Origin of the sequence: Bradyrhizobium sp. (assembly GCF_035309285.1) — a bacterium.
GTDB lineage: Bacteria > Pseudomonadota > Alphaproteobacteria > Rhizobiales > Xanthobacteraceae > Bradyrhizobium.
In genome coordinates, this window is record NZ_DATGFH010000170.1 from 65,435 (window position 1) to 91,649 (window position 26,215).

Here is a 26,215-nt window from a genome sequence, read left to right on the forward strand (position 1 = left end):
GCATGACGCTGGCAGCGAATCAACCGCGCGAGGAGGTGCAGCAATCCCGATTCGGATTCTGGCGGCGTTCGTATGCCATGGTGGTGAAGGAGTTCATCCAGCTTCGCCGCGACCGCGTGTCGTTCGCGATGATCGTGATGATCCCTGTGATGCAGCTCCTCTTGTTCGGCTACGCCATCAACACCACGCCGCACCATCTGCCGACCGCGGTGCTGTTGCAGGAGGACACCGATCTCGGCCGCTCGATCCTGAAAGCGTTGGAGAATACCCAATATTTCAAGTTTACGTACCAGGTTCACGATGTCCACGAGTTCGACGATCTGCTCAAGTCGGGCAAGGTGTTGTTCGGCGTCGAGATCCCGCGCGGCTTCGAGCGCGCGGTCAGGCGCGGCGATCATCCGGCGCTGCTGGTCGCCGCCGACGCCACTGATCCGATTGCGGCATCATCCGGGCTGTCATCGCTCTCGGTCCTGGTGCAGACCGCACTCGCGCACGATCTCTTCACCGGCGATCCGCCGTCGCTGCCGTTCGAGATCCGCGCGCATGCGCGCTATAATCCGGCGGCGTCCTCGCGGCTCAACATCGTGCCCGGCCTGGTCGGCACCATCCTCACCATGACGATGCTGATCTTCACCGCGCTTTCGGTGACGCGCGAGATCGAACGCGGCACCATGGAAAGCCTGTTGTCGATGCCGATCAAGCCGGTCGAGGTCATGTTCGGCAAGATCATCCCCTACGTCCTGGTCGGCTTCATCCAGACCACGATCATCATCGCAATCGGCGTCTTGCTGTTCGGCGTGCCCGTGTACGGCAGCCTCACGCTGCTGGCCGTCCTGTCGACCCTGTTCATCACCACGAACCTGTCGATTGGCTACACCTTTTCGACGTTAGCGCAGAATCAGCTTCAGGCCATGCAACTGTCGATCATGTTCTTCCTGCCCAGCATCCTGTTGTCGGGTTTCATGTTTCCATTCCTGGGCATGCCGGCCTGGGCGCAATATGTCGGCGAGTGCCTGCCGCTGACGCATTATCTGCGCATCGTGCGCGCGATCATGCTGAAGGGCGCCACCGTGCAGAACCTGGAATACGACATGCTCGCGCTGATCGGTCTGATGCTGGTCGCGATGACGATCGCCGTGACGCGCTTCCGCCGTACGCTCGATTGAGGCTATAAGAGGCCCGCAAGGAGCGGGCGATGACGGCAATCACTCAGTTTTGGCACGAAATGTTCGGACCGCGCGAAGCGGTGTCGAAGGAATTCGAGCACTTGCTGATGCGCGAGGTGATGCGCGAGGAGAGGGTGCGGGTTCGCGCGCTGATCATCGTTGCGCTCGTGATCATGCTCAACATCTCGCTTGTCCACCTTTTCTTCCCCGATGTGGTCGAGCACATCTGGCAGGGCGTCAATCCGAACTGGATCTACCTGATCCTGACCTGCTTCGTCCTGTTCGAAATGATGGTCCATCGACTCATCGACCGTCAGCTCAAGCTCGACCGGGACCTCCCGGTCTACCGGCGCTACGTCGGCGTCCTGATCGAGACCAGCGTTCCGACTCTCATTCTTTCGCTGCAGATTCAAAGCATGGGACCGGTGCGCGCGCTCGGCTTCGTCATGCCGCTGGTCTACTTCATTTTCATCGTCCTCTCGACCCTGCGGCTCGATTTCTGGCTGTCGGCTTTCACCGGCTTCGTCGCCGGCGCCGAGCTGTTTGCGATGGCGATGCATTACAAGCCGCTGGCCGATCCCGAACCGGAGGTTTACTTCCATCTCACGCGCAGCCTGGTGCTGTTCTCCTGCGGCCTGCTGGCGGGCGCCGTCGGCCTGCAATTGCGCCGCAGCTTTGCCGCCAGTATCAGCGCTGCGACCGCCCGCGATCGCGTCACCAATCTGTTCGGCCAGCACGTCTCGCCGCAGGTGGTCGAGCGGCTCCTGCTCGAAGGCGCCTCAACCGAAAGCGACATCCGGAAGGTCGCGGTGATGTTCGTCGATTTCCGCAGTTTTACCGCGGGCGCACGCTTGCGCTCGCCGCAGGACGTCGTCGAACGGCTCGACGGCGCGTTCGCGGTGCTGGTCGAAATCCTCGACCGCCATGGCGGCATCGTGAACAAGTTCCTCGGCGACGGCTTCCTGGCGCTGTTCGGCGCGCCGTTCGAGGCCGAGGATCCCGCCCATCGGGCGGTGGCTGCCGCGCGCGACATGCTCGCGGCGATGGAGCGCATCAACGACGGCTCGAGCTGGCCGCTCCGAATCGGCATCGGCATTCACTTCGGCGACGTGGTCGCCGGCAATGTCGGCTCGCCGCGGCGCAAGGAATATACCGTGATCGGCGACACCGTGAATTTCGCGTCAAGGCTCGAGGCGTTGAACAAGGAGTTCGGCTCGCAGCTCCTGATCTCGTCCGCCGTGCGCGACGTGCTGGGCACGGATTGCGCCGATGCGGTCGCACTCGGCGAAGTGCCGATCCGCGGCTACGAACAGCCGATGGCGATCTGGCAGTTGGGGTAGGGCGGGGGTGGTAAGCGCGGATCGTGCCTCTTGGTCATTCCGGGGCGCGCCACTTGGCGCGAACCCGGAATCCATAAGCCCGGGCCGTGGTTATGGATTCCGGGCTCGACGCTTCGCGTCGCCCCGGAATGACGACGGTTGGAGTTGCGGCGCTTCCAAATTCTCCACTTTCACCCCATCCCGCTCCGCGATGATCTCGGCAATCCAGCGGCGGTGGCAGTGCTCGTGGTTGCGCTCGTAGCAGAGCAGGCAGACCGGGCCGGCCTTCTTCACCAGCGCCGAGAGCTCGTCCAGCGCTTCTTTCGCCTGTGGCGTCTTCAGGTGCTTGGAAAAGACCTTTTCCAGCACGTCGTATTGACCGCTCCGAGCCGCCAGGCGCCCTTCCTTCGGCGTGCCGAGACCGGCCAGATGCACATAGGCGATGCCGTGCTCATCAAGCCCGGCCGCGAGCTGGTTCTTGGAAAAGCCGGGCCGGCGCGAGGAGGTGACCGCACGCACGTCGACCAGAAGTTTTACGCCGGCATTCTCGAGTTCATCCAGCACCGCTTTCGACGGTGTCTGCTCGTAGCCGATGGTGAAGAGTTTCTTCGCCTTCATTGCTCTCTTTTGACGCGTTTTCTTCACGCGAACCGGTATCCACTTCGCTTGAAAACGCTACACTACTTTACACGCTCGATCAGCTCCATCGCCCCCGCTGGCGCGCGGATCTTGCCCTCGTGGATGACGTAGGCAAACACGTCGCGCGGCTCCTTCTTGGGCTTGGTCTTGTCGACCCGCGGCAGGTCGTCGGGCTCGCCGCCTTCTGCCCAGAGCTGCAGTCGTTTGGCCCACGCATCAAGCTGCCTCGGCGGGTAGCAGGTCTTGAGGTTGTCGTCGCCTTTCTGCAGCCGGGCATAGACGAAATCGGCGGCAACGTCCGCGATCGCGGGATAGGTGCCGTGCTCGGCGAACACCACCGGCGTCTCGAACTGGCGCAGCAGCGCGATAAAGGAGGGGTTCCGGAAACTGTCGTGCCGCACCTCGACGACATGGCGCAGCTTGCGGCCGTCGATCTCGCGCGGCAAGAGTTCCAGGAATTTGCCGAAATCGGCCTCGTCGAATTTTTTCGTCGGCGCGAATTGCCAGAGCACCGGGCCGAGCCGGTCGCCGAGCTCGAGCACGCCGGTGTTGTAGAAGTGCTTGATGGAATCGCCGGCTTCGGCCAGCACGCGGCGGTTGGTGGTGAAGCGCGAACCCTTGAGCGAAAACACAAAGCCATCCGGCACCTCGCGCGCCCATTTGCGAAAACTCTCCGGCTTCTGCGAGCCGTAATAGGTGCCGTTGATCTCGATCGAGGTCAGCTTCGAGGCGGCGTATTGCAGCTCCTTGGATTGCGCGAGCTTCTCCGGATAAAACACCCCGCGCCAGGGCGCGAAGGTCCAGCCGCCAACGCCGATATAGATATGGCCTGACTTCTTCGAAGCGGATGCGGGGGCTTTGGTCACGCGGCACTCTCTTGTTCCGAAAACGGGAATGCTTTCGGAGCAAGACTATTCAAATCGGCGCCGCGACGCCAGTTGGCGCATGGTGCTGTCCGCCGCCAACTGCTGCCAGCGGCACGGCGCCCACGATTGCGTATCTGTTCACGACCGGCTTCCTCGAAGCCCCATTGGGGAAGAACACCCGCAATTTCGGGCTCTGTTCCGCTCGCATGCTGCCATAAGTTGTGAGGCGCTTAACTCGTCCGCGTGTTGGGGTTAGGGTGGGTTCAAGATGGAGAACCAACGATGCGGATGATCGTGGCGGTGGCGCTGGTAGTGACCGCCTCGGGCGCGCTGGCCGATGAGACCGGCGACGCCCATCGCCTGGCTCTGCAGCGGCGTGATTCCTACTGGAATTGCCTGGCGCGCGAGTACTCGCGCGAGGGCGCCCAGGGGATGTCGGCCGCCGACTTCACCGCCGATATCGCCAGCGTCTGTCCGTCCGAGCGGCAGAATTTCCGGGTGACGCTGATCGGCTATCTCTTGTTGCAATATCCCGATGCGGATTCAAATAGCCACCTGTCGACCGCCAACCGCGCGATCGAGCTCGCGCAAAAGGACATCATTACCGCCTTCATCCGCCACAAGGCCGCGAAGTAGCATTCCCGCCGCCATGCTGAGTCGGCTTGAGCGAACCGGAATGGCCGCCGCGGCGCGGGCGTCCCTGATGCGGGCTTTGGCCGCGCGAGGAACGGAAGCCGGAGGTGACGCGTTAAGCTGCCTCGTTACCCTATTCCCGCAACGGCAACTTCCGTGATATTCATCGCGCACGCAAATGCAAGGAACTGCCGGTATGACATCGCACTCCCTCGCCAATGTGTTGGGCTGGATCGTGCTTGTGGTCGTATTGGCAGCCGCCGTGTTCTATGGGCCGCTTGGCCAGTTCGGCAAACCGCAGCCCGCTCAGGTCGCACAGCCCGCGCAGCCGGCGCCTAGCCCGACCCCAAGGGGGCCGGTGATCAGGGACGTCCCGAACTAGCAATCCGCCGGCCGCCCCTTGCGGAATGTGACGACCGTGCCCATTTCACCGGGGACGGCGATGTCGAGCCTTCCTCCCAGCTCCGTCGCCTGAGGACGACCACGTTAACGACAAGGCAGCGCCGGATGTACGCGCGCCTGTTGTTCGTGGTCGTTGCCATTTCTGCCGGCTCCTTTGGCTGGATTTCCGCTCCGTTCGGTACCTGTTCCTGAACTGTGCCTTGGCAGGTGAGGAGGCGGCGGATATACGCTTGCCCATGAACGAAGCGATCCGGCTTGGCTCTGAAACTGCGTCCCAAAATCCTCAGCAAACCAAGGGTTTGCCGGAGCTTTCGATTGTCGTGCCGACGTTCAATGAGCGCGACAATGTCGCCAGGCTTTACCGCAAGCTGGAAGCGGCATTGACCGGCATTGCCTGGGAGGTCGTGTTCGTCGACGACAACTCGCCTGACGGCACCTGGAATGTCGTGCGCGAGCTCGCCAGGCAGGACAACCGCGTCCGCTGCATCCGCCGGATCGGGCGGCGTGGGCTGTCGGGGGCCTGTATCGAGGGTATCCTGGCTTCCAGCGCGGCCTATGCAGCCGTGATGGACGCCGACCTGCAGCACGACGAGACCCAACTGCCGAAAATGCTGTCGCTGCTTCAGGGAGGGCAGGCCGAGCTCGTGGTCGGCAGCCGCTATATCGAGGGCGGCAGCGCCGACAGCTTTGACAGGCAGCGCGCCGGCTTCAGCGCGCTAGCGACCTCCATCGCCAGGCGCGTGCTCGGCGTCGCCATCGCCGATCCCATGAGCGGCTTCTTCATGATCCGCCGCGACCGCTTCGAGCAGCTCGCGCCAAAACTGTCCACGCAGGGCTTCAAGATCCTGCTCGACATCGTCGCAACCGCGCATGGCGAGCTCAAGACCGTTGAGGTGCCGTTCACTTTCGGTACCCGGCTGCATGGCGAGAGCAAGCTCGATTCCATGGTTGCGCTCGATTTCCTCGGGCTGGTGCTCGCGAAATTCAGCAATGACACGGTGTCGCTGCGCTTCCTTCTGTTCGCGATGGTCGGCGGCACCGGGCTCTTCGTCCATCTCGCCACCTTGTTCGTCGCGCTCGCCTGGCTCGGCTGGTCGTTCCCGGAGGCGCAGACTGCCGGGGCCTTCGTTGCGATGACCTCGAATTTCATCCTGAACAATTTCCTGACCTATCGTGACCATCGGCTGAAGGGCGTCGCGATTCTGCGCGGCCTGTTCGCTTTCTATCTCGTCTGCAGCGTCGGCCTGTTCGCCAATGTCGGCGTCGCCTTCTCGCTCTATGACCAGGAGCCGATCTGGTGGCTCGCGGGTGCGGCGGGCGCACTGATGGGCGTGGTGTGGAACTACGCGATGTCCGGGCTGTTTGTCTGGCGCAAGCGATGAAATTGGCGATGAGCCCTGCAGACGTTAGGCTCGTCCGCAACACCTCCCTCATCATCATGGCGCTGGTGGCGTTGCGGATGGTGGCGGCCGCCTTTACGCCGCTGACCTTCGATGAAGCCTATTACTGGATGTGGTCGAGGCATCTGGCCTTCGGCTATTACGATCATCCGCCGATGGTCGCCCTTGTGATCCGCGCCGGCACGATGATCGCCGGCCGCACCGAGCTCGGCGTCCGCCTGGTATCGATCCTGCTCGCTCTGCCGATGAGCTTTGCGGTCTACCGGACCGCGGCGATCCTGTTCGGCGGCCGGCAAGTCGCGGCGACTGCCGCGATCCTGCTCAACGCTACGCTGATGACGGCGATCGGCACGCTGATCGTCACGCCCGACTCGCCCTCGCTGGCGGCGGCGAGCTTTGTGCTGTTCTTTCTCGCGAAAGTGCTGGAGACGGGGCAGGGGGCATGGTGGCTCGCCACAGGCGTCGCGGTCGGCTGCGCGCTGCTATCGAAATACACCGCGCTGTTCTTCGGGCCGGCGATCCTGATCTGGCTCATCCTCGTGCCTAAGCAGCGACGCTGGCTGCTGACGCCCTGGCCTTATCTTGGCGCGGTGATCGCGTTTGCGATGTTCTCGCCGGTCATCATCTGGAACGCCGAGCATCACTGGGTCTCGTTCCTGAAGCAGATCTCCGGACGCATCCGCATCGAGGATTTCCGCCCCGCCTTCATGGGCGAGCTGATTCCGACCCAGATCGCGTTCGCGACCCCGCTTGTCTTCATTCTCGGCGCCATGGGCCTGCATGCGCTGGCGCGGCGCAAGGTGGGCGCGATGCCGGTGCGCGTCCTGATCAACGCGATGTTCTGGACCATCACCGGCTATTTCATCTGGCATTCACTACACGCGCGCGTCGAGGCGGACTGGTTCGCGCCGGTCTATCCGCCGCTTGTGATCGCGGCCGCCGTCGCCGCCCATCTCGTGCGCTGGGAGAGGGGATCGCAGCGGCTTGCGGATTTCTGCCGGCGCTGGGCGCCGGCGGTCGGCATCCTGATGTTCGTGGGCCTGATCGTGCAGGCCAATACCGGCGTGCTTACCGGCTACCGGCGCGATGCGACCGTCCGCAGCGTCGGCGTCGGCTGGCGCGAGCTGGCCGACGAAATCGAGGCCGTCCGCCAGCGCACCGCTGCCACGTGCGTGCTGGTGCCGGACTACGGCACCACGAGCTGGCTTGCCTTCTATCTGCCGCCTGGCACCTGCGTCGAGCAGCAGAGCCAGCGCATCCGCTGGGTCAACATGGGCGAGCCTGATCCGGTCAAGCTCGCAGGGCCACTGCTCTATCTCGACGAGATCAAGCCGCGCGCGCAGGCGATCTTCAAGGACCGCTTCGGGCAGATCGAGGAGGTCGCTGAGCTCTCGCGCAAGCGCGGACCGCTCATCATCGAGACCTATACGGTCACATTGCTCAGCGATCGGAAAGGCGACGTGTTCGACCGCTCGCCGCCGCCGGAGCTTTTACCTTAGCGCGATGATTTGTTTGCGCATGATCTTCTCGGAAACCGCTTCACACTTTTCCGGATCATGCGCTAGGCAGCCGGCTGCGCCGCTGGACGGACCATCGGCAGCACATCGGCGAGCACGCTGTCGCTGGAATGAATCACCAGCAGATTGATTCCCGCCTCGATGATGGTGTAGCCGCGCGCCTCCAGCCACGCCCGCAACTGCGTGGCATCGGCCTTGATCTTCTCGATCAGCATGATCGGACGGCTGCGCTCGATCGCCTTCGCGGCGCCCGCGAGCACTTCCATCTCCATGCCCTCGACATCGATCTTGATCAGGTCGACGCGCGGCAGGCCGAACTCGTCGAGCGCAAGCCTGCGGACGTTGACGAGGTTCTTGTAGTCGATCTTTTGGCCGATGAACTCGTTGCCGCTTCGCTCGCGCAGCTCCAGGCTGCCGAAGCTGGAGGGCACGAGATAGTTCGGGCTCGGAATCTGCATGACGCCGCTTTCCGAGGACACGGCGCCGTGCACGGCGATCGCGTTGAAGCAATTGTTGATCGCGATATTGCCGGCGAGCGCATAGTAGATGCGCTCCTGCGCCTCGATCGACAGCACGGAGCCCCAGCCCGTCATCAGCTTGGCCCATTCGATGGTGTGAACTCCGATGTTGGCGCCGCAATCGATACCGATGACGCCGTCGCCATGGTGCTTGCGCCGAAGCTGGAGCATGTCGAGCGCGAGCTTGACCTCGTTTTGATCGAAGGAAGAGGTCTCCAGGATCTGGAAGCCGACCCCGTAGCCGCGGTTCTGATCGAGCATCCGGTAGTCGAACCGGTTGACGATCATGGTGCCGTGACTGGATGAAGCGAGCACGAAGGCCAGCTTGCGTCCCACGCTCTGCATCGAAGTCTCCCGAAGGGTGCAAAAAATGAGCGATGGACCGCAATACGAATCGCTTCGCTCCAAGCTTACTGCGACTTGCGCCTCTGAACCATCTGAGGAGGCTCTGTTGACTGTCCGAATTCGAAGCAGATGGCCGAAATTCCCGGAGAACAAACAGCGAGCATTCCGGCAATGTTCGCTGTTATCCCGGAGCACTACGGACAGTTGTGCCGAAATGAGACCATATTTCGGACCATATTCGACTGCCTTACATCCGCCCGAACTTAATTGGCATTTAACGAAAAGTCGCCTTAATGACGCTCCGCCCCTCTGCGAGATGCATCGCCTTGAATCCTGGTTGGCGCGGCATCGAGAGGAAAAGTTGGGGTCGTCCTGGGCGCGGGTGGATGAGTAAGAGTAGCGTTGCGTTAGTGGCGGGGCGGGTCCGCGGGAAATCTTCTGGCAAGGCCGTGGCCAACCGTTTGTTCGGTGGGGCCGCGATCGCGTGTCTCGTGATCGGTTGCGGCTATGTCGTCTACAACAACATCATCGCCGCGAGTGTCTATCCGACACTCGGAAGCGCGGGTTATGACGAGCCCGTCGCCAGGCATCCCGAAGTCGCCTCACGCTCCGCTGCAGAGATGATCGGCGAGGTCTTCGCCGCGCTGCCGGAGCAGAAAAGCGTGATCGCGAAGCCCACATCGGTGGCCGCGATCTCGCCCACGGAGTTCAACGAGCGGTTTGGGGCGGCCGAGCCGGAGAGCGTGGCGTCGAATGCGGCGAGCGCTGCGCCGCCGCCGGAAGTACCGAAACTTGCGGAAGCGCCGAAGCCGGCCGCCGCGCCGAAACTTGCCGAAGCGAAGCCGGCGCAGGCGCCCAAGCTCGCGGAGGCAGCGAAGACAAAACCCGCACCGCAGCAGGTCGCGCTGAACGTGCCGCCGCCATCGCGGTCGGGCATGTCCGTGCGTGCCATGGCCGAGCGCGCCAAGGCCGCGGTGATGTCGATCACGGGCGCCGGTAGAAGGAGCATGGTCGAGAAGCTGTGGGGCAAGCCGGCTTCGCAAGGCGCGCTGCTCGCCTATGCCTCGGCCGATGCGAGCATCACCGCCAGCATCCCGCATGAGCAGAACCCCATGATGGGCGGCTCGCCGCCCTATGATCGCGACACCGCGGTCTATGACATCACCGCGCACGCGGTGTATCTGCCCGACGGCACCAAGCTCGAGGCGCATTCCGGCCTCGGCTCCTATCTCGACGATCCCCGTTCGGCGCGCATCCGCATGCGCGGCGTGACGCCGCCGCACATCTATGAGCTCAAGCCGCGCGAGGCGCTGTTCCACGGCGTGCCGGCGTTGCGGCTGACACCGATCGGCGGCGAGGAGACGATCTACGGGCGCGAAGGCCTGCTCGCGCACACCTTCATGCTCGGGCCGAACGGCGATTCAAACGGCTGCGTGTCGTTCCGCGACTACTACGCCTTCCTCGAAGCCTATCGCAACAAGGGTATCCGCAAGCTGGCCGTGGTCGCGCGGATCGACTGATCAGCGCTTGATCCGGAAAAGTGTGCAGCGGTTTTCCCCGCGACAAACGCGAAGCGTTTGTGCGGAGATCATGCGCGGACAAGAAGCTGAAGCGCGATGATGATATCGCGCTTCAGGCCGCGAGCTTCTTGCGTAAGGCCATCTCGTGATCGATCGCGGCTTTGACATGCGGGCGCGCCTGCATCCGCGCAACGTAATCGACCAGCGACGGCCAAGCCGCGATATCGACGCCGCCGCGTTTCAGGAGCAGCAGTGACCAGGTGAGATAGCCGTCCGCGACCGTGAAGCGGTCGCCGACGAGATAGTCCCTGCTCGCCAGATGGGCGGCTGCGATTGACGCGCTGTGTCCGATCCGCTCGCGCGCGGCGGCCTTCGCGGCGTCGTCCTTGTACCAGAAGGTCGGAAACAGGAACGCCTTGTGGATCTCCGTGCCGACGAAGCTCAGCCATTCCTGCAAGCGGTAGCGGTCGGGATTGCCTGCCGGCGGAGCGAGCTCGAGCTCCGGCTTGAGGTCAGCGATATATTGCAATACGGCAGCGCTCTCCGTAAGCCGCTCGCCGTTCTCGGTCACCAGCACCGGCACGGCTCCCTTGGGCGAGACCGCAAAGAAGTCGCTGCCATCCTCGACGATCTTTTTCTGCCAGATATCCGCCAGGTGGTAGCGCGCCTCGAGGCCGGCTTCCATCAGCGCGATGCGGCTCGCAAGCGAGCAGGCCATCGGCCAGAAATAAAGCTGCAGCATGATTGTCTCCCGATTGATGCGGCGCAGGATAGGGCAGGCGCAGGCTGCCTTCTTGCAGGGATATTGCAGCTAGGGGCTGCATGATTGCAGGCATTGCGTCCAGCGTGATAAAGCTCAAGCGTATGAACTGGGACGATCTGCGCATCGTGGCGGCGATCCGGGACGAGGGCACCTTTGCCGGCGCCGCGATGCGGCTGCGCATGGACGAGACCACCGTAGGGCGCCGGCTCAAGCGGATCGAGCGGGCGCTCGGCGTCCGGCTGTTCGAGGCCATCGACGGCTTGCGCAAGCCGACCGAGCCCGGTGAGCGCCTGCTCGCGCATGTCGAGGCGATGGCGGGCCATGTCGGCGAAATTTCACGCCTGCGCGAGAAGCTGCCCGGGCTTTCCGGCCGGTTTCGCATCGCCGCCACCAATGCGGTCGCCGAAGAAATCCTCTCTCCGCGCGCCTCCGAGCTGCTGGCGCAGCATCAGGGGCTTTTGCTGCGATTCCTGACCTCCAGCGAGAACGTCAAATTCTCGCGCTGGCAGGCCGATTTTGCCGTGCGGCTGAAGAAGCCGGAAAAGGGCGACTTCACCATCACCAAGCTCGGCGAGCTCGCGCTCTATTTCTTCGAGCCCGCAGGCGCCACCGAGGCCGATCCGCTCATCTGCGCCTATCCGGAGGAGCTCGGCCCCATTCCGGAAACGCAATTTCTGAAAGCGCGCGGACTGCACCAACGTTCGCGCTTTTCGAGCGACAATATCCGCGTGATCCGCACGCTCATCCAAAGTCACCGGGCGGTCGGCGTCTTGCCCGAGTATCTCTGCGGCGAGCTGCTTTCTGACCGGCGGCTGCGCGCAACACCGTTGCCGCGCAGCCGCGACGTCTGGCTGCTCGTGCAAAACCATCTGCGGCGCGATGCGGCCGCGCGCGTTGTGATCGACTGGATCCGCGGCTGTTTTCAGGAATTTGCGAAGGGGTAGGAGAGGTAGTGCCGGCTTGTTTTGACCTTCGGAGACAAGTCGCTACCTCCCTGCGTTTTCTGCCGACTGTGACATACCCCACGTTGCTGTCATTGTCGGTCGATGAAATATTGTCGTCCGCCTTTTCAATTCGGGGCTTTCCATGAGCGCGATGCAAGATGCCGGCGCCGCTTCCCCTTTTGCCACGCTGTGGCTGAGCCCACGGCAAACCATCGAGCGGATCGTCGCGGGGCGGCCGACCTATCTGGTTCTCCCGTTGGCGATCGTTGGCACCATCGCCAGCTTCTATGCCGAACTGGTGTTGATGGGTCTGGCTGACTCATTGATCAGTTGGCGGCTCTGGCTCTTCTTTGTCGCCGCAAGCGCCATCTTCGGCATCGTCTCGCTCTATGTGTTCGCCTTGATCCTGAAATGGATCGGGCGGCTGTTGCGCGGCGGCGCCTCGGCACAGCAGATGCGCGCAGTTGTGGCCTGGAGCCTGGTGCCCGTCATTCTGGGTGCAGCGATCGCGCTCGTGGTCACCGCTGCCTTCAAGGAATCCGGCGTTGGCAGCCGCCTCCTGGTTCTCGTCTTCCTGCTCTGGACCATCGTCGTGTTCCTGCTGATGCTGGCACGCGTCCAGCATTTCGGTGTCTTTCGGACGATCGCGGCCTATGTATTGACCTGTCTCTTTGCGATCCTGCTCGCGGCGACCCTCCGCAGCGTCCTCTATCAGCCGTTCAGCATTCCGGCGTCTTCGATGATGCCGAATTTGCTGGTCGGTGATTACGCCATCGCCGCGAAATTCCCCTACGGCTATAGCCGGTTCTCGCTGCCGTTCTCTCCGCCGCTGTTGTCGGGGCGCATCCTTGCATCCGGACCCAAGCGCGGCGATGTCGTTGTCTTCCGCTCGGGCCAGTATGACTACGTCAAGCGCGTGGTCGGACTGCCCGGCGAGCGCATCCAGATGAACAACGGCATGCTCTTGATCAACGACAAGCCGGTGAAGCACGAGCCGGTTGCCGATTTTGTCGGCGACGCCTGCGGCTCGGGTTCGGCCAAGGTGAAGCGCTGGCGCGAGACGCTGCCGAACGGCGTGAGCTACGAGACGCTCGACTGCACCGATAGCGGCTTCCTGGACAACACCAATGTCTACACCGTTCCAGCCGGCCATTATTTCATGCTCGGCGACAACCGTGACAATTCCAGCGACAGCCGCGTGTCGTCCATGGGCACTATCCCGCTCGAAAACCTTATCGGCCGCATGGACATGATCTTCTACTCGCGCGCGCCGGACACGCACAAGGCGCGCAGCGAGCGGATCGGGACGATGGTGCGGTGAGGGGCGCTTATTGCAAACCTTGGACAGTCTATCCGTCGTCACTCCGGGGCGGCGCGAAAGGGCCAAGCCCGGAATCACGGAGGGAGAGAGAACTCGCTTGGCTAGGGTGCGTGCTCACAAAGCCTGTCCTGTGACCTCACCGAGCTCACGTCCGCTTGTCTTCGTTTGCGACCAGCATGATACGGCGGCGCAACATGTCGCGATGGGCCAAACCGGACTTCCGTGTAGCCCAAAACCTGCGGCCGATTTCTGCTGTGCTGAGCGTCGATCGGGATCACAGTCATTGACATCACATAGGCCGTTTGCGAACATCAATGCTGGCCGGTTGCCTGCATCATACCAAGAAAATTGGGCGCTTTCGAAAGAGTTGCGCTCCGGACGGGAGGGTGATGGACAATGGACAAGTATAGCCGGAGATCGGTACTGCGCGGCTCTCTTGGACTCGCTGCCGCGACCGCACTGAGTAAACCGTATATTGCCAATGCTGCCGCTACGACGGCGACCGTCTGGGTCAACCAGGGGTTCGTGCCGGCGGAGGACGATGCGTTCAAGCAATTGGCCGCGGACTACATGAAGACAAGCGGCAATACGCTCGACTACAGCATCATGCCGTTCATGGCGCAGAATCAAAAGACAGTGTCTGCGCTGACCAGCGGCGACGTCCCCGATCTGGTTTTCATGGACGCGCCCCAGTCCATCATTCCGCAGAACGCGTGGGACGATAAGCTGGTCGATGTCAGTGACATCGTTAAGCCGTACGAAGCGCAGCTTTCGAAGACGGCAAAGGAATGCTCGACTTTCTATAACAAGACTGCAAAAGCCCACAGCTACTATCTCGCGCCGATCAAGCAGGCCTGCATCCCGTTTCACATTTGGGGCAGCCTGGTCGAGAAGGCTGGCCTGAAACTGTCCGATGCGCCAAAGACGTGGGATGCATACTGGGATTTCTTCAAGCCGGCGCAGAAGGAGCTCCGCGGCAAGGGCATGCGCAAGATTTACGCGCTTGGCCTGCAAATCACCACGGTCGGGCCAAACGACGGTAACGGACTGTTCACGCACTTCGTGATCGCCAACGGCGCCAATATGGTCACGCCGGATGGTCGGCTGCACACCGACGATCCGAAGGTGCGCGAGGCGGCGATCAAGTCCGTCGCCTATCTGACCGACGCCTACAAGCAAGGCTACGTACCGCCCGAAGCGTTGAGCTGGAACGATGCGGACGACAATAACGCCTTCCACGAAAGGGTGTTCCTCGCCGACTTCGACGGCACGATCTCGACTGAGCTGGCGATGATCAAGGACACGCAGGCGTATATGCATGAAGTGGTCACTGCGGGCCTGCCTAACGGTAACGATGGCAAGCCGATGGCAGCCCAGATGAATGCCGGTGGCGGCTTCATTCCGAAGGGAGCGAAAAACGTCGAGGTCGCCAAGGATCTCATGAAGTACTGGATGCAACCCAAGGTCATGGGCGCCAACCTGAAGATGGGCCTTGGACGGTGGGTGCCGGCCATCCCGCAGGTCGTCAAGGATGACCCGTGGTGGCTCGATCCCGCGGACCCGCATCGCGCCCCCTATGTGCGCGAGGCCGTCCTCGGGCCGACGACTTCGGGCTACGAAGGGTTCAACCCCGCCTGGGGCCAGGTGACTGCCGAGCAGCTCTGGGGACAGGCGCATGCCGACGTCATCAAGAACGGCATGACGCCGGAACAAGCGATCGACAAGGCATTTAAACGAGCGGAGGCGATCTTCTCGGCTGTCACGTTCTGACAGCATCGCGAGGGCCACATGAGTGTAACCCTGCAGGCGCTTCCGCGCGGACAGCGCCTGACGACCGTTGCGATCAGGCGGCGCGCTCGGCGCGGCGGGCTCTATGGCTCTGACCGTGTGTGGGTCATTGCCTTTGTGCTGCCCTACGTTGCCATCTTCTTTGCCTTTGTCCTCTATCCGATTGTCTACGGGCTGTGGATGGGCAGCGATCCGGCGCTGTATCGCCAGCTCTTTGACGATCCGCGCTATATGACGGCGGTCATCAATACGCTGTTGTACGTTGGCATCGGTGTAAACGTGAAGATGGCGTTGGCCTTCCTGCTGTCCGGTTTCTTCATGCGCAAGGGATGGTGGGTCAAAGCGGTTCTGGTCTTCTTCATCCTGCCCTGGGCGACGCCGGCGCTTCCCGCCTATATGTCGATACACTGGTTCCTGAACGGGCAGTGGGGAATGCTGAACAATGTGCTGTGGTTGCTGACCGGCATCGACGGGCCCGTCTATTTGAACTCGCACTGGATGGGGCTGGCCGCCAACATCGGCGCATATATCTGGAAGAACCTGCCGTTCTGGACCTTGATCCTGCTTGCCGGTCGTATGGCGATCCCGCAGGAGCTCTACGAAGCCGCTAAGGTCGACGGCGCGAACGGCCTGCGTCTCCTGACCCATGTGACCGTGCCGCTGATGGCGAACCTGTACATCGTCTGCGTGCTGCTCGATACCGTCTTCGCGCTTGGCGATTTCAATGCCACCTACTTTGTCTCCGGCGGGGGCCCGGCAATGTCGACCGAGGTGCTCGCCACGCTTGGCATCCGCTATGCCTATACGGTATCCCTCCCCCGTCTCGGGGTGGCGGAGGTCATGACCGCACTGCCGGTGTTGATCCCCCTGATCTTCATCCTGATGCGTAAGCTGCGCATGTCGGAGGGGCAGCTATGAGAGTCGCTCGCACCCGGCCTCTTTCGCCGTGGCGCTACCGCGCGGGTCGCCGCGTTGGGGAAGCCGCCTCCATGTTGCTCGGCGTCGTGCTGATCGTTTGGTCGCTGGCGCCGATTTACAATATGGCAGTCATCGCGCTTTCAGCCCACGATGACATCTTTGCGGGCACTATCTGGCCGGTCAGTCCAACTCTGAACAGCTTCTACGTCGTCTTCACCGAAGGCTTCTGGTACCTCGAACATTTCTGGCAGCAGTTCGGCAACAGCTTTTTCGTGGGACTGATGACGATGTTCCTCACATTGCTGATCGGCTCTCTCGCCAGCTTCACCGTCGGACGGATGCACTTTCGCAACGGCTGGCTGCTGACGAATGCAGCGCTGATGACCTATGTCATTCCCGCGTCATTCCTGGCGATCCCGTTCTATCGGATCATGCAAATTTATGGACTCACCAACCACCTGTGGGCCGTGATCGCGGCCATCACCACGTTCGCCACGCCGTACGCGATCTTCATCTTCTCGCAGTATGGCAAATCGATCCCGATGGAGCTTGACGAGTCGGCGCGGATCGACGGGGCGAACCCGCTCCAGATCTATCTGTACGTTTACTTGCCGCTCATGGCACCCGCGCTGGTCGCAGTCGGCACCTATGCCTTGCTGCTCGCCTGGAACGAATATCTGTACAATTTCCTGATGCTCTCCACGCCAGACAGCATGACAGTCGCGGTCGCCCTGGCGCAGTTCCTGAACAGCGACGAATCGCCCTGGAACCTCATGATGGCGACAGCGATCGTGTATGCGCTGCCGCCGATCATGCTCTACTACATGTTCCGCCGGAATATGACGGCCGGCCTGACCATGGGCGGCGTGAAGGGATGATTTGAAGGGATAAACTTGGGTCCGATGCTCTGCGGGGCACGATGAGCAGCGCGCAGCAGGTTCTGCCGCTCCAGACTCCCATACCCGCCGGCCGGGCGCGCCGTCCCCGCTGGCATTTCCGCCTGCAAGGTTCGGACACCGCCTGGGCGATCGCTTTCGTTGTTCCCTATGCGGCCGTATTCGCTGCCTTCGTCGCTTACCCCGTCGTGTTCGGCCTGTGGATGGGCAGCCGGCCGACGCTTTACACCTTGCTGTTCTCCGACCCGCGCTACATCGACGCACTCGTCAACACGCTGCTGTTCGTTTGCATCGGCGTGAACGTGAAGATGTTTCTTGCCTTTCTGGTCTCTGGCTTCTTTATGCAGCGAAGCTGGTGGGTCCGCGCGCTCTTGGCCGTGTTCCTGCTACCCTGGGCGCTGCCGGCGCTGTCCGTCTTCCTGTCGATCCATTACATGCTGGTGTCCCAATGGGGGCTCCTTGACAGCCTGTGGTCCGTCGTGACCGGCGCAGACGGCCCTCTGTTCCTGGTGTCACGAGGCTCGGCAATGGCGGCCAACATTCTCGCCTATATCTGGAAGTGGCTGCCGTTCTGGACACTGATATTCCTGAGCGCGCGGATGGCGATCCCGCACGAAATCTATGAAGCGGCTGCGATCGATGGCGCCACCGGCATCCGGCAGACGGTCCACGTCACATTCCCATTGATGGCCAATGTCTATCTCGTGGCGACGCTGCTCTCCACGGTCTGGACGCTCGGTGATTTTCCGACCGTCTATTTCGTGTCTTCGGGTGCGCCCGCGCGCACCACGGACGTGCTGGCAACCTACGGCTTTCACGAGACGTTCGAGTTTGGTCATCCGGACCTGGGGGCGGCAGCGATGATGTCGGCTTTGCCGCTCGTCATCCCTGTCGTCATCCTCCTGATGCGGCGCCTGCACAGGACCGGCGTGCAACTATGAGCGGCCGACCCGCCAATGAATCAGTAACGAGCCGCGTGGCCGCCGCAGATCGCACCGCGCGCCGTCGTTACCGCCACGGACGGCGATTGGCCGGCGGCATCGCAGGTAGCGCCCTGGGCGTCGCACTGCTGATCTGGACACTGCTCCCAGTCTACAACATGGTGCTCATTGCGCTCGATGAAGAGGGCGACGAGTTCACTGGCAGCCTCTGGCCGCCGAACCCGTCGTTCAGCAGCTTCCGTGCGGTCTGGACGCAAGATCATTGGTATCTGCAACATTTCTGGCATCAGTTCGGCAACAGCATATTCCTCGGCCTGGCCACCATGCTGCTCACCGTGGTCATCGGCTCGCTCGCCAGCTTTGCGATCGGACGGATGCAGCTTCGCCGTGGTCAGCTCATTGGTGACGCCGCGCTCCTGACCTACATCCTGCCGACGGCCATCCTGATCATACCGTTCGTCCATATCATGCATGTTTACGGGCTCTCCGACAGCCTCTGGGCGGCGATTGCTGCCTATGTCGCCTTCGCCACGCCGTACGCCGTCTTGATCCTGCACCAATACGGCAAGCTACTGCCGATGGAACTCGACGAGTGCGCCAGGGTAGATGGTGCTTCACCTGTCCAGATCTATCTGCGCATTTACATGCCACTGATGACGCCGGCGCTCGTGGCGGTGGGCGTCTATGCGTTGTTGCTGGCGTGGAACGACTACCTCTATCAGTTCATGCTGCTTTCATCGACGCGCAACATGACCGTGGCGGCGGCCATCGATCAGTTCTTCGACAGCGACGAGGCGCCTTGGAATTATATGATGGCGGTCGCTCTGGTCTATTCCCTGCCGCCGATCGCGATTTACTTTGCGTTGCGGCGGTTCATGTCCTTTGACCGAGTGCATAGCTAGCTCCGATGCGCTGCGACGCTGATATGACGCCGGGGTTTTCCGCGCTTGCACAAGTTAGAGCACGCGCGCGATGATGGGAACGCGACGGAGCACAAGCGTTATGCCCCAGCTCAGGGCCACTGAGCCGACATAGACGATGGCACCCTTGGCTATTGGGCCCAGCGCGACCGCAAGCAGGGCGAACTGAAGCCAGACCACTATGGGGTAATGAACAAGATACATCCCGTAGGAACTGGCGCTGAGGCTGTCGAAGACAGGTCGGTGCGCGATGGCGAACCGACGAAAGAGTGCGATGAAGGCAAGGCTGATTGTGCCGCAGCACAGGACGACGGTGAAGTCACCAAGAAGGCGCAAGCTGAGAGGCAGGGGCTGATGACCCTTGGCGACTGGCAGGATGAGCGTCAAGATGACGGCAAGCCGTAACGCATAAGCGACAAGCCCGGCCGTTAGCCAGATCGGCCATCTCCGCGCCAACTCGGCATTCGGCGCAAGAACGCCGGACACTGCGATGGAGGCGCCCATCTGCAGACCGACCAGAAAATAGACCGCATAGAGCAACAGACGGCTCGCCTGAAATGAAAAGGGACCGAGCGTGAGCCAACCATCCGCCCCGAAGTTCAATTCCATTGGGACGTAGACCAGCGCTGAAGCGACGAGCAGCATGGCAAGGAAGGCCGTCGGACGGCGATACGCGCCGAGATGCTGCGGCGCCTGCGGTTTCGCCGTCCAGCGGCGCCGGAGCACATAAATCCCGGCTGCGACGGCATCGAAGGCGAGCAGCAGCCAGATGAACCAACCGGGACCGCTGGGCCAAAAGCCAAGCGATAGCCAGGTGCGAGCGTAAGCGGGCAAGCCCGGATCGGCGCCGGTTACGGCATAAGATGGATAGTAGGCGAGCGGCATCAGGATCGCCGCGGCGGCCAGGAACGGGATGCCCAATCGCAAAGTCCGGTCGCGCAGGAACCTCGCGGCTCCCTTCCGCTTCAGGCCGGGCCAGACAAAGAGGCCTGATACCAGGAACAACAAAGCCATGAAGAACGTGTCATTGAAGATCGCAAGCAGGTCGAACCCGGCCCAACGTCGGGGATCAACAATCGGCGCGGGCAGAATGCTGAAAGTGTGCGGTTGCGCCGGCCACATGACCGCGTATGCCAGCACCGAATGATGGAGCAGCACGAGAAGGACGATGAAGGTGCGCAGATAGTCGAAACTCGCATCGCGGGCGCCGGGCAGGGGAAGAGGATTGGCCTTGGCGGTCTCGATCCGAGCCTCGACACGCGGGAAGAACAACGCAAGCGCCGGCCGCGTCAGCATCCAGATGAGCGCCAGGAACACCAGTGCCTGGGCGCCCCGTTCGACGCGCATCCAGGCAGGAAAGGGGCCAGGCAGCGCCGCGACGCCGACAAAGCCGATGCTGCCAAGGGCTGCAATCCACTTCGCCCGCACATAGGCCGAGCGCCGGCCGCGGCGCATCTGCTTGCCGCACAACAGCAAGAACAGGCTCACGATCAGGATAATCGTCGACCGGACCCAGACCGCCGGCGGAATGCCATGTCGCAGAGCGAAGGCTACCGAAAGCAGCGCGACGCAAAGGCCGACATTGATCCACTGTGCGCCGATCACGGGCCGAAGCTGCGCATGAAGTGCGGGTGAGGGGGCTGTCATGAGGATTACTTTCGTGTGCCGAGGGCGAAAACTGTGACCAACTCCTTCGCATGCAGCTTGATGTCAAGATTTGGCTCGCGCGCCAGCAAGACCGGGACGGCGTCGATGGCCTGGATGATTGTCAGCGCCATCACGCCCGTATTGAAGCGGCGGAATTCACCGGACCGCTGACCGGCGCGCAGCAGTTCTTCGAGGTTCGCGGCGCGCTGCGCGAGCGACTCGGGACCGATGACCAGGCTGCCGTCGGCATGACGCGCGCTCATCGCGATCTCAACGAGGGCGATCAGTGGTTTGCGATGGGCGTCGATAAATTCCAGATTGGATTCGATGTAGGCGTGCAATCGCGCGGCCGCTGACGTCTCGGCCATGATGCGCGGCTCCATATGGTCGCGCCCTGCGGCAACCACCTTCTCGATCACTGCGTCCACGATCTCCTCCTTGCTTGGGAAGTGATAGGTGATGACGCCCTTGCTGACGCCGGCCCGCCTGGCGATTTGGTCAACCGAGGCCTTGGCAAACCCCACTTCGGCGATCGTGTCGATCGCACAGTCGACGATCTGTGCGCGGCGTGCCGTCTCCGCGAGCGACCGCTTCTCTGCTGGAACAATCTTGATCTTAGTACGCATGTACTAAAGTTAGTACGATCGAGCTAAATTGTCAATTCCGCCGCAGACGCAAAACCTGGCTGCGCCAACCTCGCGCCAAGCTACGGCGGATGAGCCGCTCGCAATGACGAGCATCCCCATTCCCGCGGCATGAAAATGCCTGAGTGATGCATCGTCGTTGCCCTCGAAGAGAAGGGCGCAGGGAATGCCGGGCGCCTGATGCACCCGCAGCTCTTGCGTGCAAAACGAAGTAAAGCACGCACGCAAGTCACACAGGTACACCGGAACGATCCGGCATTCCCTGCGCAATGGTTTTAACGGCCTATCCTCGCGCTCCCCGGGGTGCCGGGCTTGATAGCCCCCGTCGCCTGCAGGATCGCTTGCAGGCTTGACACCAGCGTCGGGGTGCCAGGACCACGCGACTTACCCGTCCGCATCGGCGCCGCTCGTCTCGCGACACCAAAGCGTCCATCGCATCCCGCGCCCAACACTCGTGACGATCGCGAAGCGCCCCCTCTCGAGGGTGCGGGACGCGCACAGACAATCATCTTTTCCGGAAAACGGAAGCACAATATTTTTGGTGGCAGGACTTGACATTGATTCTGATAAACGGAAGTGGTCGGAGCCCGATTTGCCCGGACGGGCAGCTTGTGGGTCAACAACGCCGCGCCGCGCTCGCCGCTGTGACCTGCCCGAGTTAATGTCAGCTTCTCTCCGTTTGCGACCAGCATGAGATGGCTGCGCAACATGTCGCAACGGGCCGTAACCGGACGTGCCCTCTGGTAGATCAAAATCCAACAGGCGTGTTCGATGAGCGCGTGCTTCGGCGTCACGGTCGCGGGCCTCCAGAACCGTCTACGAACACGTCAATTGGAAGAGGGTGATTGATCACGTACGCGCCGTAGTTCTGGTCGTGCTTGTCAGGTTGGATCAGGCCGTCCGCGTCCTTGGCACGAGACCATTTCTTGGCTAAATTCTCGTTGCACGCTAAGAAAACGGGGGCTCGTCGATTGGGATAACCCGATGGCTCGCGCCAAGTGCCCGAATTGCGCAGCGGAGACGGATTTCGAATCCGCCTTTTGTCAGGCTTGCGGCACGCCCCTCGCGGTCCCTGCAATGCCGAGACGGCCGTCGGCTGCCTTGCCGCGCCGCGCGGAGCGGCGGCCGATAACCGTCCTGTTTTGCGACATCGTCGGTTCGGTTGCGCTGGCCAATACGCTGGATCCCGAGGACATGATGCACGTCCTCGATGTGTTTCGGACGTCCTGCGATGACATTATCGCGCGTCACAATGGCTACGTCGCCAGATACCTGGGCGACGGCGTGCTCGCCTATTTCGGATATCCAAGCGCCGACGAAGAGGAAGCTTCGCGTGCCGTTCGGGCTGCTCTCGCGCTGCAGGCCGCGATGGGAAGCTTGCCCTTGCCGAACGGAATCAAATGTCAGGTGAGAATCGGCGTCGCCACCGGCCTCGTGGTGATTGGCGACCTTGTCAGCCGCGGTGAAATCCGGGAGGTCGATGTCGTTGGGGAGGTGCCGAACCTCGCCGCGCGGCTGCAGAGCGCGGCGCCGGCGGGAGGCGTCATCGTCTCCGAGGCTACGCAGCGGATCACGGCGGGGCTGTTCACGTATCGACCACTGGGGCCATTGACGCTGAAGGGGTTCGACGCTCCCGTGCAGGCCTTCGAGGCGCTCGGTGCGACCGAGTCCGGCAGCCGTTCCCGGGCCAGGGCCGAAAGCGCGCACACACCCACTTTCGGCAGGGACCATGAGCTGCGGATCCTCATCGATCGCTGGTCGAAGGTTCGCGCCGGCGAGGGTCAGGTCGTCCTGATCCGGGGAGAGGCCGGTATCGGCAAATCGCATCTCGTCGAAGCCCTGCGGCGCCACGTCGCCGATGCGCCGCACGTGCAAACGACCTGGAACTGTGGACCCAACACCACCGATTCCGCGCTTTATCCGGTCGCCGAGCAGCTTGCGCGAACGGCCGGCTTTGAGCGTGGCGAATCTGTCGAGGAGCGACGCGCCAAACTCACACGACTGGTGACGCGCTTTGGACTGACGTCGCCGCTCAGCACGGCTGCGCTCGCTGATTTCCTCGGTCTCCCGCCGGCGCCTTCGTCGCCGCTCGAGGGCTTGACCCCGGACAAGCTCAAGGCGGTGACGCTCGACGCGCTGCTCGCCAGTCTGGACGCATGGGCGGGCCAGGAGACCGTGCTGTTGGCGGTGGAGGATCTGCACTGGAGCGATTCGACGACGCTCGAGCTTCTCGATCGCGTTGCAGCGAAGGCCAAGGGTCGTCGCTGGATGATCCTGGCAACCGCCCGGCCCGAATTTTCGAACCGCTGGACCGACACTGCCGATCTCCTGCATATCGAATTGACGCGCCTCGACCGCGGCGCCGCCGAGCGCATCTGCGCGCATTTTGACGCGGCCGCCGCGCTTCCGCCGGAAGCCTCACGGCAGATCGTCGCCCGCTGCGACGGCATTCCGCTGTTCATCGAGGAGATGACGAAATCGGTCCTCGAAGGCATGGCGGCGGCGCCGACGCGCCAAGGCGATGCCAGGGTCTTTATTCCGGCCACGTTGCACGATTCGCTGGTGGCGCGGCTCGATCGCCTGGGCCCCGCGCGGCGGATCGCCAACGTCGGCGCGACGATCGGCCGGCACTTCAGCTACGACCTTCTGGCCGAGGTCATGAATGCGCCGGAAGCCGAGCTGAGACAGGGATTGCTGGAGCTGACCCGGTCGGGCCTGGTCGAAAGTCACGGGCTGCCGCCGCAAAGCGAATACCTGTTCAAGCACGCGCTCATTCGCGATGCCGCCTATGAGTCGGTCCTGAAGCGCGAGCGCGACGCGCTGCATCGGCAGATCGCGACCGTGTTGCGCGAACATTTTTCTGATTTGCAGAAGAAAGAGCCCGAGCTACTGGCTCATCATTTGACCGAGAGCGGTGCCGCCTCCGAGGCGATCCCGCTCTGGGCGGCAGCCGGCCAACGCGCCGCGTCCCGAGCCGCGCATGTGGAGGCGGTCGGGCATTTGGAGACAGCGGTCGAGTTGCTGCGGCGTCAACCGCCCGGCGCCGAGCGTGCCGCAGCCGAACTCCCGCTGCTGCTGGGACTGGCTGTGAGCCTTTCGGCCTCGCGCGGCTATGCGGCGCCCGAAGTCGGTCGGGTGCTCGCGGAAGCGCGGGTGATTTGCGACGCCATGGGCAACGTCCCCGAGCTGTTCGCAGTGCTCAGGAACGCCTGCAGCTTCTACATCGTCGCGGTCGAGATGGGCCCCGCCTCGGAAACCGCGCGCCTATGCCTGGAAATGGCGAGCAAGACGGATCTGCCGGAACAACGAATCGAAAGCCAATACGCGCAGGGCTATCTGCTGTACATGCGCGGCGAGCTCACAGAGGCGCGGAAGTATCTTGAGAATGCCGGAGAGCTCTACCGGCGGCATGGTGGGGCGCAGCTTGTGTTTCCCAGCCCGCAGGACCCGTTGGTCGGAAGCCTCTGCGCTCTCATGCAGGTTATCGACGCGCTGGGCGACGAGGCCGGCGCCGATCGGATCGAGGAAGAGTTGGAAGCCCACGTCCTGCGGCTGGGGCGCGACTACGATCGCGCTTACAGCCTCTGCTTTCGAGCTCTCCTCGCCAGCGCGCGACGCAGCTACGTTCGGCTGCGCACTCTTGCCGACGAGGCCCTGACAGTCTGCAACGAACGATCCTATCCTCTCTATGGTGCGATCGCCTCATTCTACAAAGGCGTCGCGATCGGGCATCTCGAAGATGCGGACGCCGGCTTGCACATAGCAATGTCGGCTTTCGACGCTTTGGACCGGATCGGATGCAAGCTGGCGCGAGCGGATCGGCTCAATGACATCGGGCGCGTGCGGATGGCGATGGGCGATTTCGGCGACGCCTTGTCTGTCATCGACGTCGCTATCGCCGACTCGATTTCTTGCGGCGAAACCTTCCCGCTTCCGAAGCTTCGCCGGACGCGAGCGGAACTCCTCGAGGGCGCCGGGCGGCTCACGCCTGACATGGCGACGAAGGACCGCGCTGGCGCTCTTCCGGGCGCGCTGCCGAAATAGGCCTGCCAAGGACGGCGCCAAGGGACGGCGCCAAGGGTGGACCTATCAGGCTCTGAAGTGAACCTGGTTCACGCGAGCGGGACTGCGGTTCCGGACACGTAGTCGCAACTTGCCCAGAACCCGTATTGGGTCGTCAGCGTCACCTTGCCGGCCTTGGGCGGGCCGAGCCCAAGCTCCCTGACAACAGGCAGACTGTCGAACACCCCAAGCTCGAGTGTCCAATCGCCCTCAAGGAATCGCATCTCGCGCAGCGTCGTCAGGGTGAGCGGTCCCTCGAGCAGGGTTTGGTAGACGGCGGCGTCCGAACCGTCGGCCGAGCGGAATTGCTTGAGATACCAGACCGGGACGGGAATTCCCGGACTGAACAGGAATTTCGACCCGTACCGACCTTCGACGATCGGTTTCAAAAGCTCCGGGCTTGCGGCGGCGCCGACTCGCGCAAAGACCTCTGCGGGGAAATTTGTCGATGCAGAGGTATTTTGCAGCCGCGTGGCGACGAGATTGCTTCCGGTCAGTGACAGGAACTCGTGCTGATGTGCGATGGCGTCCGGCGCAAACGTCCTGATGAGCATCGCCGAGGCGATAAACGGCCCGGTCGATGGAGAGGTGGCGGGCGCGACGATGTTCGAAAAATATTTGGGATACCCCATGATCTCGCGGCCAACCGCAACGGCCAAACCGGAATCAACGAACAAATAGGCGGGGACCCACGCGACCTCTGTGGGCAAGATTGCGTCGCCGTCGAAGCTTCCAACAAGCAGCCAAAAGCCGATGTCGATCTCGGGCATGCCGCCCTGATCGGAAAATGGCGGAGTCGTTGCGACGATGGCGGCATTCTTCACGTAGGCCAGGAACACCATGTCCAACAGAACACGAAATCGCTGCCGCCCCGCGATGACATTGTAGGTCTTGTCCAGATAGTCTTGAAGGGCTGCCAGATCGGCGCTGAACCCAAAACCATAGAAATCGGCACCGTTGGCATTGAAGGGCGGCGGAGGAAGGGTGATCCAGCCACTGTGATTGATGTATTTTTGCGACAATTCGTTCTCCTTTGTCCGAGAGCA

22 protein-coding genes are annotated in these 26,215 nt (G+C 62.5%); 15 read left to right on the forward strand and 7 right to left on the reverse strand.

Annotated features, from left to right (window positions below):
• The first annotated feature begins 2 nt into the window (after window positions 1-2).
• Both VKR55_RS30940 and VKR55_RS30945 read left to right on the forward strand, forming a co-directional pair.
• Window positions 3-1,166 carry an ABC transporter permease gene (locus VKR55_RS30940; RefSeq protein WP_324409225.1) on the forward strand — a complete coding sequence of 388 codons (1,164 nt, stop codon included), beginning with the start codon at window positions 3-5 and terminating at the stop codon, window positions 1,164-1,166.
• A gap of 29 nt (window positions 1,167-1,195) precedes the next feature.
• The gene (locus VKR55_RS30945) at window positions 1,196-2,506 is read left to right on the forward strand and encodes an adenylate/guanylate cyclase domain-containing protein (RefSeq protein WP_324409195.1); all 1,311 of its coding nucleotides are present in this window, start codon (window positions 1,196-1,198) and stop codon (window positions 2,504-2,506) included.
• A 90-nt stretch (window positions 2,507-2,596) separates the two neighbouring features.
• On the opposite strand, the gene VKR55_RS30950 is transcribed toward VKR55_RS30945, so the two are convergent.
• Window positions 2,597-3,103 carry a DUF488 domain-containing protein gene (locus VKR55_RS30950; protein ID WP_324409196.1) on the reverse strand — a complete coding sequence of 169 codons (507 nt, stop codon included), beginning with the start codon at window positions 3,101-3,103 and terminating at the stop codon, window positions 2,597-2,599.
• A 62-nt stretch (window positions 3,104-3,165) separates the two neighbouring features.
• Window positions 3,166-3,990: a DUF72 domain-containing protein gene (locus tag VKR55_RS30955; RefSeq protein WP_324409197.1), complete on the reverse strand. Its 825-nt coding sequence runs from the start codon at window positions 3,988-3,990 to the stop codon at window positions 3,166-3,168.
• A 282-nt stretch (window positions 3,991-4,272) separates the two neighbouring features.
• Here VKR55_RS30955 and VKR55_RS30960 point away from each other — a divergent pair, with 282 nt between their 5' ends.
• The 4 genes from VKR55_RS30960 to VKR55_RS30975 all read left to right on the forward strand — a co-directional run bounded on the left by VKR55_RS30960 (window position 4,273) and on the right by VKR55_RS30975 (window position 7,924).
• Window positions 4,273-4,626, forward strand: coding sequence for a hypothetical protein (locus VKR55_RS30960; protein WP_324409198.1), 354 nt, complete (start codon window positions 4,273-4,275; stop codon window positions 4,624-4,626).
• Between the two features lie 193 nt (window positions 4,627-4,819).
• Window positions 4,820-5,005 carry a hypothetical protein gene (locus VKR55_RS30965; protein WP_324409199.1) on the forward strand — a complete coding sequence of 62 codons (186 nt, stop codon included), beginning with the start codon at window positions 4,820-4,822 and terminating at the stop codon, window positions 5,003-5,005.
• Between the two features lie 256 nt (window positions 5,006-5,261).
• On the forward strand, window positions 5,262-6,407 hold the full coding sequence (locus tag VKR55_RS30970) for a glycosyltransferase family 2 protein (protein WP_324409200.1): 1,146 nt from the start codon (window positions 5,262-5,264) through the stop codon (window positions 6,405-6,407).
• 8 nt (window positions 6,408-6,415) lie between these two features.
• Window positions 6,416-7,924: a glycosyltransferase family 39 protein gene (locus VKR55_RS30975; RefSeq protein WP_324409201.1), complete on the forward strand. Its 1,509-nt coding sequence runs from the start codon at window positions 6,416-6,418 to the stop codon at window positions 7,922-7,924.
• A gap of 62 nt (window positions 7,925-7,986) precedes the next feature.
• Here VKR55_RS30975 and VKR55_RS30980 read toward each other — a convergent pair whose 3' ends face one another.
• Entirely contained in the window at window positions 7,987-8,805 is an 819-nt protein-coding gene (locus VKR55_RS30980) for an FkbM family methyltransferase (protein WP_324409202.1), read from the reverse strand.
• A 386-nt stretch (window positions 8,806-9,191) separates the two neighbouring features.
• Between VKR55_RS30980 and VKR55_RS30985 the strand changes: the two genes are divergently transcribed.
• Window positions 9,192-10,325, forward strand: a complete 1,134-nt coding sequence (locus VKR55_RS30985) for a DUF2778 domain-containing protein (RefSeq protein WP_324409203.1) — start codon at window positions 9,192-9,194, stop codon at window positions 10,323-10,325.
• A gap of 112 nt (window positions 10,326-10,437) precedes the next feature.
• On the opposite strand, the gene VKR55_RS30990 is transcribed toward VKR55_RS30985, so the two are convergent.
• Window positions 10,438-11,067, reverse strand: a complete 630-nt coding sequence (locus VKR55_RS30990; protein ID WP_324409204.1) for a glutathione binding-like protein — start codon at window positions 11,065-11,067, stop codon at window positions 10,438-10,440.
• A 122-nt stretch (window positions 11,068-11,189) separates the two neighbouring features.
• Between VKR55_RS30990 and VKR55_RS30995 the strand changes: the two genes are divergently transcribed.
• The 7 genes from VKR55_RS30995 (at window position 11,190) to VKR55_RS31025 (ending at window position 18,798) form a co-directional block, all read left to right on the forward strand.
• Window positions 11,190-12,032 (forward strand): LysR family transcriptional regulator, encoded by an 843-nt coding sequence (locus VKR55_RS30995; RefSeq protein WP_324409226.1) that lies wholly within the window; start codon window positions 11,190-11,192, stop codon window positions 12,030-12,032.
• A gap of 151 nt (window positions 12,033-12,183) precedes the next feature.
• The gene (lepB, locus tag VKR55_RS31000) at window positions 12,184-13,353 is read left to right on the forward strand and encodes a signal peptidase I (RefSeq protein ID WP_324409227.1); all 1,170 of its coding nucleotides are present in this window, start codon (window positions 12,184-12,186) and stop codon (window positions 13,351-13,353) included.
• 396 nt (window positions 13,354-13,749) lie between these two features.
• Window positions 13,750-15,123 (forward strand): ABC transporter substrate-binding protein, encoded by a 1,374-nt coding sequence (locus VKR55_RS31005; RefSeq protein WP_324409205.1) that lies wholly within the window; start codon window positions 13,750-13,752, stop codon window positions 15,121-15,123.
• Window positions 15,124-15,141: 18 nt separating this feature from the next.
• The gene (locus tag VKR55_RS31010; protein WP_324409206.1) at window positions 15,142-16,059 is read left to right on the forward strand and encodes a carbohydrate ABC transporter permease; all 918 of its coding nucleotides are present in this window, start codon (window positions 15,142-15,144) and stop codon (window positions 16,057-16,059) included.
• A gap of 71 nt (window positions 16,060-16,130) precedes the next feature.
• Window positions 16,131-16,937: a carbohydrate ABC transporter permease gene (locus tag VKR55_RS31015; protein WP_324409207.1), complete on the forward strand. Its 807-nt coding sequence runs from the start codon at window positions 16,131-16,133 to the stop codon at window positions 16,935-16,937.
• Window positions 16,938-16,978: 41 nt separating this feature from the next.
• On the forward strand, window positions 16,979-17,896 hold the full coding sequence (locus tag VKR55_RS31020; RefSeq protein ID WP_324409208.1) for a carbohydrate ABC transporter permease: 918 nt from the start codon (window positions 16,979-16,981) through the stop codon (window positions 17,894-17,896).
• A complete protein-coding gene (locus VKR55_RS31025; RefSeq protein WP_324409209.1) occupies window positions 17,893-18,798 on the forward strand; it encodes a carbohydrate ABC transporter permease in 906 nt (301 codons plus the stop codon). The genes VKR55_RS31020 and VKR55_RS31025 overlap by 4 nt, the downstream gene beginning before the upstream one ends.
• Window positions 18,799-18,852: 54 nt before the next feature.
• Here the strand turns inward: VKR55_RS31025 and VKR55_RS31030 are convergent, their stop codons facing one another.
• Together VKR55_RS31030 and VKR55_RS31035 are read right to left on the reverse strand one after the other, a co-directional pair.
• Window positions 18,853-20,463: an acyltransferase family protein gene (locus tag VKR55_RS31030; protein ID WP_324409210.1), complete on the reverse strand. Its 1,611-nt coding sequence runs from the start codon at window positions 20,461-20,463 to the stop codon at window positions 18,853-18,855.
• Window positions 20,464-20,468: 5 nt separating this feature from the next.
• Window positions 20,469-21,089, reverse strand: coding sequence for a TetR/AcrR family transcriptional regulator (locus tag VKR55_RS31035; RefSeq protein WP_324409211.1), 621 nt, complete (start codon window positions 21,087-21,089; stop codon window positions 20,469-20,471).
• A gap of 1,095 nt (window positions 21,090-22,184) precedes the next feature.
• Here VKR55_RS31035 and VKR55_RS31040 point away from each other — a divergent pair.
• A complete protein-coding gene (locus tag VKR55_RS31040; RefSeq protein ID WP_324409212.1) occupies window positions 22,185-25,151 on the forward strand; it encodes an adenylate/guanylate cyclase domain-containing protein in 2,967 nt (988 codons plus the stop codon).
• A 68-nt stretch (window positions 25,152-25,219) separates the two neighbouring features.
• Here VKR55_RS31040 and VKR55_RS31045 read toward each other — a convergent pair whose 3' ends face one another.
• Window positions 25,220-26,191 (reverse strand): hypothetical protein, encoded by a 972-nt coding sequence (locus VKR55_RS31045; protein WP_324409213.1) that lies wholly within the window; start codon window positions 26,189-26,191, stop codon window positions 25,220-25,222.
• Between the last annotated feature and the right edge of the window lie 24 nt (window positions 26,192-26,215).